The sequence below is a fragment of the Bacillus sp. LJBS17 genome, assembly GCF_019334685.1.
Taxonomy (GTDB): Bacteria; Bacillota; Bacilli; order Bacillales; family Bacillaceae; genus Bacillus; species Bacillus subtilis.
The window spans coordinates 1,597,130-1,611,373 of sequence record NZ_CP079759.1; the positions used below are offsets into that span (position 1 = coordinate 1,597,130).

A 14,244-nucleotide genomic window follows, 5' to 3' on the forward strand; every position below is an offset into this window, starting at 1 on the left:
CCGGCGTAAAAGCCGGGCTTTTTTTGTGCCAAGAGTGACATCCTTTAGAACGGCAGGAAAAATCTTATGGGCTTTAGATCATCATTCATAGGCAACAATAAAGGTACTACGTTAAGAGCAGGAGTTGTGAAGAATGAATGATCAACTGACCGCAATTTATACGGAACTTCTTCTGATGAAAGAAGAATTACAGTCGAGATTATTTGAGTATTCTTGCTTTCAGGTTTCTACAAGCCCGCAAGCAGCAATCAATCATAAACAAAAAGCAACTCTGATCTATCATATTAAAGAAGAGCTTCAAGACGTTCTCCTTGCATTGTCCAAAATCGAAAACGGCACATTCGGATACTGTGAAGAAACCGGGGCTCCCATTCCTCTTTCAAAGCTAGCGGTGCTGCCGACGGCCCGAACAGCAAACGATTTTCTTTATTCTGTCCAATTTGAGAAAAAAACGCTTCCGATATGGAAATCAACGGATATCGAATATGGTCAGGCACTGTATGAATAACAGTGTCTGGCCGGTTAATATGCCTGATATTTCTTTACTCCAGTGCTTTTTATTGATAAAATGCATAATGGATTAAAGTAACCGTAAACTGGAGGAACGTTTGTGCTGTATTATATGATTGCACTACTTATTATTGCAGCCGATCAATTGACAAAATGGCTAGTTGTTAAGAACATGGAACTTGGCCAAAGCATTCCGATCATTGATCAGGTATTCTATATCACCTCCCATCGCAATACGGGTGCTGCATGGGGGATATTAGCGGGTCAAATGTGGTTTTTCTACCTCATAACAACCGCTGTTATTATTGGTATTGTTTATTACATACAGCGTTATACAAAAGGACAAAGGCTTCTTGGCGTTGCCCTCGGACTTATGCTTGGCGGTGCCATCGGCAACTTTATCGATCGGGCTGTCAGACAGGAAGTTGTGGATTTTATCCATGTTATTATTGTCAATTACAATTACCCGATATTTAACATCGCGGACTCTTCACTATGTGTCGGCGTAATGCTTTTATTTATACAAATGCTGTTGGACAGCGGGAAAAAGAAAAAGGAGCAATAGCATGAATCAAATTGATATAACCGCTTCAGAAGAACAAAAAAGTGAGCGGATTGATAAATTTTTGGCATCGACTGAGAATGATTGGTCAAGAACCCAGGTTCAGCAATGGGTAAAAGACGGACAGGTTGTCGTGAATGGAAGCGCGGTGAAAGCGAATTATAAAATTCAGCCGGGTGATCAGGTGACCGTCACTGTACCCGAACCGGAAGCGCTCGACGTCCTGGCAGAGCCTATGGATCTGGATATTTATTATGAGGACCAGGATGTGCTGGTCGTCAACAAACCTCGCGGAATGGTTGTTCACCCAGCACCCGGGCATCTTACGGGCACACTTGTAAACGGCCTTATGGCTCATTGCACAGACCTTTCCGGAATAAATGGCGTGATGCGTCCGGGTATTGTTCACAGAATCGATAAGGACACGTCCGGTTTATTAATGGTGGCGAAAAATGATATGGCGCACGAGTCACTTGTAAACCAATTGGTCAACAAAACGGTCACGCGGAAATATACGGCAGTTGTCCACGGGCTTATTTCTCACGATGACGGCACAATTGACGCGCCGATCGGACGAGATAAGAAAGACCGTCAAAGCATGACTGTGACACGTGATGGCAAAAGCGCTGTCACTCATTTTCATGTACTAGAGCGTTTTCAGGATTTTACGTTAGTGGAATGCCAGCTTGAAACAGGGAGAACCCATCAAATTCGTGTTCATATGAAATATATTGGATTCCCATTAGCAGGCGATCCGAAATACGGCCCAAGAAAAACAATCGACTTTAATGGCCAAGCGCTTCACGCGGGAGTTTTAGGTTTTGACCATCCACGAACAGGAGAATATGTCGAATTTGAAGCGCCGCTTCCTGAGGATATGGCAGAAATAATCGAAAACCTCAGAAAAAACGGTTGACAGAGGGTTTCTTTTCTGAAATAATAAACGAAGCTGAATAGATTCTTTAAAACAGTCCAGAGAGGCTGAGAAGGATAACGGATAGACGGGATGCGTGTATAGGCGCGCACCTTGTCCTAAAACCCCTCTATGCTCTGGCAGGAGGGGTTTTTTCTTCTATATGAACTGTGAGGTGTCACACATTGAATCAAAAAGCTGTCATTCTCGACGAACAGGCAATCAGACGGGCGCTGACCAGGATTGCTCACGAAATGATCGAACGCAATAAAGGAATGAATAACTGCATTCTTGTCGGCATTAAGACAAGAGGGATTTACCTGGCAAAACGCCTTGCGGAACGCATTGAACAGATTGAGGGAAACCCTGTTACAGTCGGTGAAATTGATATTACTCTTTACAGAGACGATCTTTCTAAAAAAACGAGCAACGATGAACCGCTTGTAAAAGGTGCAGATATTCCGGTAGATATTACAGATCAAAAAGTCATTCTCGTTGATGATGTTCTGTATACCGGAAGAACAGTCAGAGCAGGAATGGATGCGCTTGTTGATGTAGGCAGACCTTCCTCCATTCAGCTTGCAGTGCTTGTGGACAGAGGACACCGGGAGCTGCCGATCCGAGCGGATTATATCGGGAAAAACATCCCGACATCAAAGTCAGAAAAGGTTATGGTTCAGCTTGATGAGGTAGACCAAAACGATCTCGTCGCCATTTATGAAAACGAATAATAGATCACCTTTTTAAGGGCAATCCAGAGAGGTTGCAAAGAGGTGCACAACAAAGGCCCAAAAAGCATTCGGCAGGTCTTTGTATGCCTCTTTGCGTAAAAAAGCAAAGAGGTTTTTTTATACAGTCATTGAGTCATCCTAAAATGAAAGTCAACAATCAGGGGGAAATCATCATGAGTAAGAAAAAAGTAAATTTAGGGGTCAGGGATGTCCCGACACCTTTCTCTTGGGTTTCATTCAGCCTTCAGCATTTGTTTGCCATGTTTGGCTCAACCATTTTGGTTCCGAAGCTCGTCGGAATGAGTCCTGCTGTGGCGTTGGTGACAAGCGGCATCGGAACACTGGCGTACCTTCTTATTACCAAAGGACAAATTCCGGCGTATCTCGGTTCATCCTTCGCCTTTATTTCTCCGATCATTCTGGTAAAAGCGACCGGCGGGCCGGGAGCGGCAATGGTTGGAGCGTTTCTTGCAGGGCTGGTGTACGGGCTGATTGCCTTATTGATTAGGCAGCTTGGAACAGGATGGCTGATGAAGATTCTCCCGCCTGTAGTCGTAGGGCCTGTTATTATCGTCATCGGGCTGGGACTGGCAAGCACTGCAGTAAACATGGCGATGTATGCTGATCCGAACGCGAGTGAGTTGGTCTACAGCTTAAAGCACTTTAGTGTCGCAGGAGTTACGCTGGCAATTACGATTATTTGTGCAATTTTTTTACGAGGATTTCTAAGCCTGATTCCGGTTCTGATCGGAATCATCGGCGGATACCTGTTTGCCCTTACTCAAGGGATTGTCAACTTCCAGCCGGTGCTTGACGCGAAATGGTTTGCAGTGCCTGAATTTATCATTCCGTTCAAAGATTATTCACCGTCAGTTACACTCGGCATCGCAGCCGCAATGGTTCCTGTCGCATTTGTCACAATGTCAGAGCATATCGGCCACCAAATGGTGCTGAGCAAGGTTGTCGGACAAGACTTCATTAAAAAGCCAGGTCTTCATCGCTCTATTATGGGTGACAGTGTGGCGACAATCCTCGCTTCCCTGATCGGCGGTCCGCCGACAACGACTTACGGAGAAAACATTGGCGTGCTGGCCATCACAAGAGTATTCAGCGTCTTTGTCATCGGAGGAGCGGCAGTGATTGCCTGTTGCTTCGGCTTTATCGGCAAAATTTCAGCGCTGATCAGTTCAGTGCCGTCAGCGGTCATGGGAGGCGTCTCCTTCCTGCTGTTCGGAATCATTGCTTCAAGCGGCCTGAGAATGCTGATTGACAACAAAATTGATTATGAAAACAACAGAAACCTCATTATTACATCAGTAATCCTTGTCATCGGTGTAGGAGGCGCTTTTATCCAAGTATCTCAAGGCGGATTCCAAGTGTCAGGAATGGCGCTTGCCGCAATTGTCGGTGTCATCTTAAACCTGATTCTTCCGAAGGCGAAGGAAGAGCAGGCAGACACATCTGAACAACCTCATATTTAAAACCTTTTAATGAAAGTCCAGAGAGGCTTGGAAGGGTTATGAAGAGAAGGAAGCTTCAATGCTGCCCTCTATTTAACCATACCCCGAGTCTATCTTAGACCGGGGTTTTTTTCAGCCTTAAGTTGAAAAGAGAGGGGAAAGAACATGAAGCATTTAACGACGATGAGTGAACTCAGAGCTGATGAAATCAAAGATTTGCTTCAAACAGCACAAGATCTCAAAAGCGGAAAAACAGACAATCAGCTTACAGGAAAGTTTGCCGCAAACCTGTTTTTCGAACCGAGCACGAGAACGCGGTTCAGCTTTGAGGTCGCAGAAAAAAAGCTGGGCATGAATGTGCTAAACCTTGATGGAACGAGCACAAGCGTGCAAAAAGGCGAAACCTTATATGACACGATCCGGACGCTCGAATCAATCGGTGTGGACGTGTGCGTCATCAGGCACAGTGAGGATGAGTATTATGAAGAGCTTGTCAGCCAGGTGAACATTCCGATTCTGAATGCGGGAGACGGATGCGGCCAGCATCCAACACAATCACTGCTTGATTTAATGACGATTTATGAAGAGTTCAATACGTTCAAAGGGCTTACCGTCTCCATTCACGGCGACATCAAGCATAGCAGAGTGGCAAGGTCAAATGCGGAAGTGTTGACAAGATTGGGGGCCCGGGTCCTATTTTCCGGCCCTTCGGAATGGCAGGATGAAGAAAATACATTCGGCACGTATGTCTCAATGGATGAAGCAGTTGAGTCTTCCGATGTTGTCATGCTGCTGCGCATTCAAAATGAACGACATCAGTCCGCTGTCAGCCAGGAAGGCTATTTAAACAAATACGGCTTGACCGTAGAACGGGCTGAGCGTATGAAGCGGCATGCGATCATCATGCATCCTGCTCCGGTAAACAGAGGAGTGGAGATTGATGACAGCTTAGTAGAAAGCGAAAAATCAAGAATCTTCAAGCAAATGCAAAATGGCGTATTTATCAGAATGGCAGTGATACAGCGTGCCTTACAAACCAATGTGAAAAGAGGAGAAGCAGCGTATGTCATATCTCATTAAAAACGGCTGGATACTAAACGAAAATGGTGAAAAAACAGAAGCGGATATCCGAGTGACTGGAGAAACCATCACCGCAATCGGCAAGCTTGATGCAACGGATAATGAAACGGTAATTGATGCAAAAGGTTTGCTCGTTTCACCTGGGTTTGTTGATCTCCATGTGCATTTCAGAGAGCCGGGCGGAGAGAAAAAAGAAACTATTGAAACCGGGGCAAAAGCAGCGGCACGCGGCGGCTATACTACAGTAGCAGCAATGCCGAATACGCGGCCGGTTCCTGATACAAAGGAGCAGATGGAATGGGTGCAAAACAGAATTAAAGAAACATCATGCGTAAGAGTTCTTCCATATGCATCCATTACGATCAGACAAATCGGCGATGAAATGACAAACTTTGAAGCGTTAAAAGAAGCCGGGGCATTTGCTTTTACAGATGACGGCGTTGGTATACAGACAGCAGGAATGATGTATGAAGCGATGAAACGGGCAGCCGCAATTGACAAAGCGATTGTTGCACATTGCGAGGACAACTCCTTAATTTACGGAGGGAGCGTACATGAGGGGACATTCTCCAAAGCGAACGGGCTAAACGGCATTCCTTCTGTGTGTGAATCGGTTCATATTGCCCGCGATGTGCTGCTGGCTGAGGCGGCAAACTGCCATTATCATGTATGCCATATCAGCACAAAAGAATCTGTCAGAGTTGTACGCGATGCGAAAAAAGCGGGAATCAGAGTGACAGCAGAAGTATCGCCGCATCATTTGCTGCTTTGTGATGAGGACATCCCGGGGCTGGACACAAACTATAAAATGAATCCTCCGCTCCGCAGCCCAGAAGACAGAGCTGCTTTAATTGAAGGTCTTTTAGACGGAACAATTGATTTTATCGCAACAGACCATGCACCGCATACGGAAGAAGAGAAGAACACAGAAATGAAGCTGGCGCCATTCGGAATTGTCGGCTTAGAAACAGCATTCCCGCTTCTTTACACACACTTTGTCAAAAATGGCAGCTGGTCACTGAAGCAGCTGATTGACTACATGACAATCAAGCCATGCGAAGCGTTCGGTCTCCCATATGGAACATTACAAACGGGGCAAGCTGCGGACATTACGTTAATCGATTTAGAAAAAGAAGCAGTTATAGACAAAGAGACATTTTTATCAAAAGGAAAAAATACACCATTCAACGGCATCAGTTGCACCGGCTGGCCGGTCGCTACAATTGCGGCAGGGAAGCTTGCTTATGAAGAGGGGAGAATTGTCAAATGAAGAGACGATTAGTACTGGAAAACGGAGCGGTATTCGAGGGAGAAGCCTTCGGAAGCTTAGAACACAACATGGGAGAAGTCGTTTTTAATACTGGGATGACAGGCTATCAGGAAATTTTATCTGATCCTTCTTACTGCGGACAGATCGTAACTTTAACATACCCGCTTATCGGAAATTACGGCATTAACCGTGATGATTTTGAATCTATTACCCCTTTTGTCAAAGGGCTGATCATCAAAGAATTATGTGAGCTGCCTTCCAACTGGCGTTCAGCATACACCTTAGACGAGTATTTAAAAATGAAAAACATTCCCGGACTCCAGGGGATTGATACAAGGAAGCTGACAAGAATGATCCGCACGGCAGGCGCGCTAAAAGGAACATTCGCTTCATCTGATGAAGATATCGAAGCAGTGCTGAAAAGACTGAACGAAACGGAATTGCCAAGAAATCAAGTATCCCAAGTATCAGCAAAAACAGCATATCCGAGCCCGGGAAGAGGCAAACGCATTGTCTTGGTTGACTTCGGCATGAAACACGGGATTCTAAGAGAGCTGAACAAACGGAAATGTGACGTCATCGTTGTGCCTTACAACATTACAGCGGAAGAGGTGCTTCAGCTGAAACCGGACGGTATCATGCTTTCTAACGGACCTGGAGACCCGAAGGATGTGCCTGAAGCGATTGAAATGATTAAAGGTGTTCTTGGAAAAGTGCCATTATTCGGAATATGTCTCGGCCACCAATTATTCGCGCTGGCGTGCGGGGCGAATACTGAAAAAATGAAATTCGGCCACAGGGGCTCAAACCACCCGGTAAAAGAGCTGGCTACAGGAAAAGTTGCCTTAACATCTCAAAACCATGGATATACAGTTTCGTCTATCAGTAAAACAGAACTGGAAGTGACGCATATCGCAATTAACGACGATACGATTGAAGGGCTGAAGCATAAAACACTGCCGGCATTTACGGTTCAATATCATCCCGAAGCCTCACCTGGTCCTGAGGATGCCAACCATCTATTTGACAGATTCATCGAAATGATCGAAACAACAGAGAAAGAAGGGGAAGCGGTATGCCAAAACGCGTAGACATTAACAAAATTTTAGTAATCGGATCTGGACCGATCATCATCGGCCAAGCAGCAGAATTTGACTATGCGGGAACACAAGCCTGTCTTGCTTTGAAAGAAGAAGGCTATGAAGTCATCCTTGTCAACTCAAACCCTGCCACGATCATGACAGATACAGAAATGGCTGACCGGGTTTATATCGAACCGCTCACACCTGAATTCCTGACACGAATCATCAGAAAAGAGCGCCCAGATGCCATTCTTCCTACACTCGGAGGCCAAACCGGTTTGAATCTAGCGGTTGAGCTTTCTGAAAGAGGTGTTCTGGCAGAATGCGGCGTCGAAGTGCTTGGCACAAAACTGTCTGCGATTCAGCAAGCTGAAGACCGTGACTTGTTCAGAACATTAATGAATGAACTGAATGAACCGGTGCCTGAAAGTGAGATTATTCACTCCCTCGAAGAAGCAGAAAAATTCGTCAGTCAAATTGGATTCCCTGTCATTGTCCGCCCGGCATATACATTAGGCGGAACAGGCGGAGGCATCTGCTCGAATGAGACAGAGTTAAAAGAAATCGTTGAGAACGGCTTGAAATTAAGCCCGGTACACCAATGTCTTCTTGAAAAAAGCATCGCCGGCTATAAAGAAATCGAGTATGAAGTCATGAGAGACAGCCAGGATCACGCCATTGTCGTTTGTAACATGGAAAACATTGATCCAGTTGGAATCCATACTGGAGACAGTATTGTTGTCGCGCCGAGCCAAACGCTCAGCGATCGCGAGTATCAGCTCTTGCGGAATGTATCGTTAAAACTGATTCGCGCGCTTGGGATCGAAGGCGGATGTAACGTCCAGCTCGCCTTAGATCCAGACAGCTTCCAATATTACATTATTGAAGTAAATCCGCGTGTCAGCCGTTCATCTGCTCTTGCATCAAAAGCAACGGGATACCCGATAGCAAAGCTCGCTGCTAAAATTGCAGTCGGACTTTCATTAGATGAAATGATGAACCCGGTGACAGGAAAAACATATGCAGCATTTGAACCTGCTCTTGACTATGTCGTATCCAAAATTCCGCGCTGGCCGTTTGATAAATTTGAATCAGCAAACAGAAAGCTTGGCACGCAAATGAAAGCGACAGGTGAGGTCATGGCAATCGGCCGCACGCTTGAAGAGTCATTGCTGAAGGCAGTGCGTTCGCTGGAAGCGGATGTGTATCATCTTGAATTGAAGGACGCCGCTGACATTTCAGATGAGCTTCTTGAAAAGCGAATTAAAAAGGCCGGTGATGAACGCTTATTCTACTTAGCTGAAGCGTACAGAAGAGGCTACACGGTAGAAGACCTCCATGAATTTTCCGCTATCGATGTCTTCTTCTTGCATAAGCTGTTCGGAATCGTACAGTTTGAAAAAGAATTGAAGGCCAATGCGGGCAATACGGATGTGCTGAGACGGGCAAAAGAACTCGGCTTCTCTGATCAGTACATTAGCCGCGAGTGGAAAATGAAAGAATCTGAGCTTTACAGCTTGAGAAAACAAGCGGGGATTGCGCCGGTATTCAAAATGGTAGATACGTGCGCGGCGGAATTCGAGTCAGAAACGCCATACTTCTATAGCACATACGAAGAAGAAAATGAATCTGTCGTTACAGATAAGAAAAGTGTGATGGTGCTTGGTTCGGGTCCGATTCGAATCGGTCAGGGTGTCGAGTTCGACTATGCGACGGTTCACTCTGTATGGGCAATTAAACAAGCAGGCTATGAAGCCATTATTGTCAACAACAACCCGGAAACCGTTTCAACAGACTTCAGCATCTCAGACAAGCTGTATTTTGAACCGCTTACGATTGAAGATGTTATGCACATCATTGACCTCGAACAGCCAATGGGCGTTGTCGTACAGTTCGGCGGACAAACTGCGATTAACCTTGCTGACGAGCTTTCTGCGCGCGGAGTGAAAATCCTTGGAACTTCATTAGAAGATTTAGACCGTGCAGAAGACCGGGATAAATTTGAACAAGCGCTTGGAGAACTTGGTGTTCCGCAGCCGCTTGGCAAAACAGCCACATCAGTTGATCAGGCGGTAAGCATCGCGAGCGATATCGGTTACCCGGTACTGGTACGCCCTTCCTATGTACTTGGCGGCCGGGCAATGGAGATTGTGTATCATGAAGAAGAGCTGCTTCATTACATGAAAAACGCAGTTAAAATCAATCCGCAGCACCCTGTATTAATTGACAGATACTTGACAGGAAAAGAAATTGAAGTCGATGCAGTATCCGACGGTGAAACAGTCGTCATTCCGGGAATTATGGAGCACATTGAACGTGCGGGCGTTCACTCCGGAGACTCAATCGCTGTTTATCCGCCTCAGTCTCTCACAGAGGACATCAAGAAAAAAATTGAACAATACACGATCGCATTGGCTAAAGGGCTGAATATTGTCGGTTTGCTCAATATTCAATTCGTCTTGTCGCAAGGCGAGGTGTACGTGCTAGAAGTGAATCCGAGATCAAGCAGAACCGTACCGTTTTTAAGCAAAATTACGGGTATCCCAATGGCGAATCTCGCAACAAAAATCATTCTTGGTCAAAAGCTGGCTGCGTTTGGCTATACAGAGGGCCTTCAGCCTGAACAGCAAGGTGTATTTGTAAAAGCGCCGGTCTTCTCCTTTGCCAAGCTGAGAAGAGTGGACATTACGTTAGGGCCTGAAATGAAATCAACAGGTGAAGTCATGGGGAAAGATTCGACACTTGAAAAGGCGCTCTACAAAGCCTTGATTGCTTCAGGTATTCAAATCCCGAACTACGGTTCCGTGCTTTTAACAGTAGCTGATAAGGACAAAGAAGAAGGGCTTGCCATTGCTAAGCGGTTCCACGCGATCGGCTACAACATTTTAGCGACGGAAGGAACGGCAGGCTACTTGAAAGAAGCTTCCATTCCAGCGAAGGTCGTCGGAAAAATCGGTCAGGATGGCCCGAACCTGCTTGACGTCATCAGAAACGGAGAAGCGCAGTTTGTCATCAATACGCTGACAAAAGGAAAGCAGCCGGCAAGAGACGGTTTTAGAATCAGACGTGAATCAGTAGAAAATGGTGTTGCCTGCCTAACATCTTTAGATACGGCAGAGGCGATATTGCGAGTGCTGGAAAGCATGACATTCCGTGCTGATCAAATGCCGGCACTCAACACAAATCAGGAGGCGGCAGTCACTATATGAAAAAAGCGTATTTGACAGTATGTTCTAACCAGCAAATTGCAGACCGGGTGTATCAAATGGTTCTGAAAGGGGAGCTTGTCCAAGGGTTTACAACCCCTGGACAGTTCCTTCATCTTAAAGTGAGCGAAGCGGTTACGCCTCTTTTGAGAAGACCAATCAGCATCGCAGACGTCAACTTTGAAAAAAATGAAGTCACCATCATTTATCGGGTAGATGGGGAAGGGACAAGACTCTTGTCACTGAAGCAGCAGGGAGAATTTGTGGATGTCCTCGGGCCTTTGGGAAATGGCTTTCCTGTTAATGAAGTTCAACCCGGAAAGACGGCTTTGCTGGTAGGAGGCGGAGTAGGTGTGCCGCCTCTCCAAGAGCTGTCGAAACGCTTGAATGAAAAAGGGGTAAATGTCATCCACGTTTTAGGATTCCAATCGGCAAAGGATGTTTTTTACGAGGAAGAATGCCGGCAGTACGGAGACACGTATGTGGCAACAGCTGACGGAAGCTACGGGGAAACCGGATTTGTCACAGATGTGATTAAACGGAAAAATCTAGAGTTTGATATCCTCCTCAGCTGCGGGCCGACACCGATGCTTAAGGCGTTAAAACAGGAATATGCCCATAAAGAAGTATATCTGTCCATGGAGGAACGAATGGGCTGCGGAATCGGCGCATGCTTCGCGTGTGTGTGCCATACAAACGAAAGTGAGACATCCTATGTAAAAGTATGTCTCGACGGGCCTGTATTTAAAGCTCAGGAGGTGGCGCTGTAATGCTAGAGGTGAAATTGCCGGGACTTGATTTGAAAAACCCAATCATTCCTGCATCAGGCTGCTTCGGTTTTGGAAAAGAATTTTCACGTTTTTATGATTTGTCTTGTCTTGGAGCCATCATGATTAAGGCTACGACAAAGGAGCCGCGCTTTGGGAATCCGACGCCGCGGGTAGCTGAGACTGGTGCTGGAATGCTCAATGCGATCGGTCTCCAAAATCCGGGGCTGGATAGTGTGTTGCATAATGAGCTGCCGTGGCTTGAGCAGTTTGATACGCCGATCATTGCCAATGTCGCAGGTTCTCAAGTCGAGGATTATGTTGAAGTTGCAGAGCATATTAGCAAAGCGCCTAATGTTCATGCTCTTGAATTGAATATTTCCTGCCCGAATGTGAAAACAGGCGGAATCGCTTTTGGCACGAATCCTCAAATGGCTGCCGATTTGACAAAAGCGGTGAAAGAGGTTTCGGATGTACCCGTTTATGTGAAGCTTTCCCCGAACGTGGCCAATATCACAGAAATTGCATTAGCGATCGAGGAAGCGGGAGCGGACGGTCTTACGATGATCAACACACTAATCGGCATGAGACTCGATTTAAAAACCGGCAAACCGATATTAGCGAATAAAACAGGGGGACTTTCGGGTCCTGCTGTGAAGCCGGTTGCCATTCGCATGGTGTATGAAGTCAGCCAGATGGTCAATATCCCGATTATCGGAATGGGAGGCGTGCAAACGGCTGAAGATGCCCTGGAATTTCTTCTCGCGGGAGCAAGCGCAGTCGCTGTCGGAACAGCAAACTTTGTGAATCCTTTTGCATGTCCAGAGATTATTGAACAGCTCCCATCTGTTTTGCGCCAATACGGCTATCAATCAATTGAAGAATGCATCGGAAGGAGCTGGAATCATGAAAAACAACCTGCCCATCATCGCGCTTGATTTTGCATCAGCTGAAGAAACACTCGCGTTCTTAGCTCCTTTTCAGCAAGAACCGTTATTTGTAAAGGTTGGAATGGAGCTTTTTTATCAAGAAGGGCCATCGATCGTGAAACAATTAAAAGAAAGAAACTGCGAGCTGTTTTTAGATCTAAAGCTTCATGACATCCCGACTACTGTAAACAAAGCGATGAAGCGCCTTGCCAGTCTCGGAGTAGATCTCGTCAATGTTCATGCTGCCGGGGGCAAAAAAATGATGCAGGCAGCTCTCGAAGGCTTAGAAGAAGGTACGCCGGCTGGAAAAAAACGTCCGTCACTGATCGCGGTAACCCAGCTGACAAGCACATCTGAACAAATCATGAAAGATGAACTGCTGATCGAAAAATCTCTGATTGATACGGTTGTGCACTACAGCAAACAGGCGGAAGAGAGCGGACTGGATGGAGTGGTCTGCTCTGTTCATGAAGCAAAAGCCATTTATCAAGCGGTGTCGCCTTCATTTCTGACTGTCACTCCGGGGATCAGAATGTCTGAGGACGCTGCGAATGACCAAGTCCGCGTAGCGACGCCTGCTATTGCAAGAGAGAAAGGTTCATCAGCGATTGTAGTAGGACGCTCGATTACAAAAGCGGAAGACCCGGTAAAAGCCTATAAGGCTGTCAGACTTGAATGGGAGGGAATTAAATCTTGAAACAAATCATCGCAAAACATCTATTAGACATCCAAGCTGTATTTTTACGCCCGAACGAGCCGTTCACATGGGCAAGCGGCATTTTATCTCCAATCTACTGTGACAACCGCCTTACGCTATCTTTCCCAGAGGTCAGAAATGATGTCGCCTCAGGCATCAGCAAGCTTGTCAAAGAGCATTTTCCTGAAGCTGAAATGATTGCGGGAACAGCAACCGCGGGTATTCCTCATGCTGCTCTTGCGGCTGACCGTTTGAATCTTCCGATGTGTTATGTGAGGAGCAAGCCGAAGGCGCACGGTAAAGGCAATCAGATTGAGGGAGCTGTGCAAGAAGGGCAAAAAACAGTCGTCATTGAAGACTTAATCTCCACAGGAGGCAGCGTGCTTGAAGCTTGTGCAGCTTTACAAGCGGCCGGCTGTGAAGTGCTTGGTGTCGTCTCAATCTTTACGTACGGACTTCCTAAAGCGGAGGAAGCCTTCGCAAAGGCAGAACTGCCATACTACTCATTAACTGATTATGATACGCTCACAGAGGTCGCGCTTGAAAACGGAAATATTCATTCAGATGATCTAAAAAAGCTGCAAACATGGAAACGAAATCCCGAGTCAAAAGATTGGTTTAAAAAATAAAAAATAAATTCAAATGATGTAAAGAGGCTTCAAAGCCTTGCTGTACTTGAAAACAGGCTGTGAGGCCTGTTTTTTTATTAATCCTATAAAAAAAGTCGGGTTGACTTATGTTAGAATTGTGCTAAAATTTACTACAAATCTAAAAACTTATCAAGAGCGGCTGAGGGACTGGACCTATGAAGCCCGGCAACCTGCATAGTTTGTAAGGTGCTACTTCCAGCAAAATGAATTCCATTTTGAAAGATAAGGGCTGCATGCTGTTCCTGTCTTTCTTTCCGCCGGATTGAAAGTTTTTTATTTTAAGAGGAAAAAAGGCTGTCTGTGATATCAGCAGCCGCGAATCACATTACAATTGGGAAAAGACAACCGGCAGAAAGCTACTGTTTGTTTGTCTCCGAAAGGAGGAAA

Annotated in this window: 13 protein-coding genes and 1 riboswitch; all 13 genes read left to right on the forward strand. The window is 46.0% G+C overall.

All coding sequences use genetic code 11. From position 1 onward, the window contains the following. The first annotated feature begins 133 nt into the window (after positions 1–133). A complete protein-coding gene (gene ylyA / locus KXZ66_RS08280) occupies positions 134–508 on the forward strand; it encodes a sporulation-related RNA polymerase-binding protein YlyA (RefSeq protein WP_014476755.1) in 375 nt (124 codons plus the stop codon). Positions 509–610: 102 nt separating this feature from the next. Further along, entirely contained in the window at positions 611–1,075 is a 465-nt protein-coding gene (gene lspA, locus KXZ66_RS08285) for a signal peptidase II (protein ID WP_003245047.1), read from the forward strand. A 1-nt stretch (position 1,076) separates the two neighbouring features. Then, entirely contained in the window at positions 1,077–1,988 is a 912-nt protein-coding gene (locus KXZ66_RS08290) for an RluA family pseudouridine synthase (protein WP_219144870.1), read from the forward strand. 182 nt (positions 1,989–2,170) lie between these two features. Next, positions 2,171–2,716: a bifunctional pyrimidine operon transcriptional regulator/uracil phosphoribosyltransferase gene (pyrR, locus tag KXZ66_RS08295; protein ID WP_003232127.1), complete on the forward strand. Its 546-nt coding sequence runs from the start codon at positions 2,171–2,173 to the stop codon at positions 2,714–2,716. Between the two features lie 173 nt (positions 2,717–2,889). Then, positions 2,890–4,197 carry a uracil permease PyrP gene (pyrP, locus tag KXZ66_RS08300; protein WP_049139965.1) on the forward strand — a complete coding sequence of 436 codons (1,308 nt, stop codon included), beginning with the start codon at positions 2,890–2,892 and terminating at the stop codon, positions 4,195–4,197. A gap of 144 nt (positions 4,198–4,341) precedes the next feature. Then, on the forward strand, positions 4,342–5,256 hold the full coding sequence (locus tag KXZ66_RS08305) for an aspartate carbamoyltransferase catalytic subunit (protein ID WP_049139966.1): 915 nt from the start codon (positions 4,342–4,344) through the stop codon (positions 5,254–5,256). After that, positions 5,240–6,526 (forward strand): dihydroorotase, encoded by a 1,287-nt coding sequence (locus tag KXZ66_RS08310; protein WP_151870249.1) that lies wholly within the window; start codon positions 5,240–5,242, stop codon positions 6,524–6,526. Before KXZ66_RS08305 ends, KXZ66_RS08310 begins: the two co-directional genes overlap by 17 nt. After that, a complete protein-coding gene (locus tag KXZ66_RS08315; protein WP_003232115.1) occupies positions 6,523–7,617 on the forward strand; it encodes a carbamoyl phosphate synthase small subunit in 1,095 nt (364 codons plus the stop codon). The genes KXZ66_RS08310 and KXZ66_RS08315 overlap by 4 nt, the downstream gene beginning before the upstream one ends. Continuing rightward, positions 7,602–10,817: a carbamoyl-phosphate synthase (glutamine-hydrolyzing) large subunit gene (gene carB, locus KXZ66_RS08320; protein ID WP_049139971.1), complete on the forward strand. Its 3,216-nt coding sequence runs from the start codon at positions 7,602–7,604 to the stop codon at positions 10,815–10,817. Before KXZ66_RS08315 ends, carB begins: the two co-directional genes overlap by 16 nt. Beyond that, positions 10,814–11,584 (forward strand): dihydroorotate oxidase B electron transfer subunit, encoded by a 771-nt coding sequence (pyrK, locus tag KXZ66_RS08325; RefSeq protein WP_032725668.1) that lies wholly within the window; start codon positions 10,814–10,816, stop codon positions 11,582–11,584. Before carB ends, pyrK begins: the two co-directional genes overlap by 4 nt. Further along, complete coding sequence (locus tag KXZ66_RS08330) at positions 11,584–12,519, forward strand: dihydroorotate dehydrogenase (protein ID WP_021479320.1); 936 nt, start codon at positions 11,584–11,586, stop codon at positions 12,517–12,519. Before pyrK ends, KXZ66_RS08330 begins: the two co-directional genes overlap by 1 nt. Further along, complete coding sequence (pyrF, locus tag KXZ66_RS08335; protein ID WP_003232107.1) at positions 12,488–13,207, forward strand: orotidine-5'-phosphate decarboxylase; 720 nt, start codon at positions 12,488–12,490, stop codon at positions 13,205–13,207. Before KXZ66_RS08330 ends, pyrF begins: the two co-directional genes overlap by 32 nt. Next, positions 13,204–13,836: an orotate phosphoribosyltransferase gene (gene pyrE / locus KXZ66_RS08340; RefSeq protein ID WP_015715860.1), complete on the forward strand. Its 633-nt coding sequence runs from the start codon at positions 13,204–13,206 to the stop codon at positions 13,834–13,836. Before pyrF ends, pyrE begins: the two co-directional genes overlap by 4 nt. A 144-nt stretch (positions 13,837–13,980) precedes the next feature. Next, positions 13,981–14,086: riboswitch (SAM riboswitch) on the forward strand. Positions 14,087–14,244 lie beyond the last annotated feature (158 nt).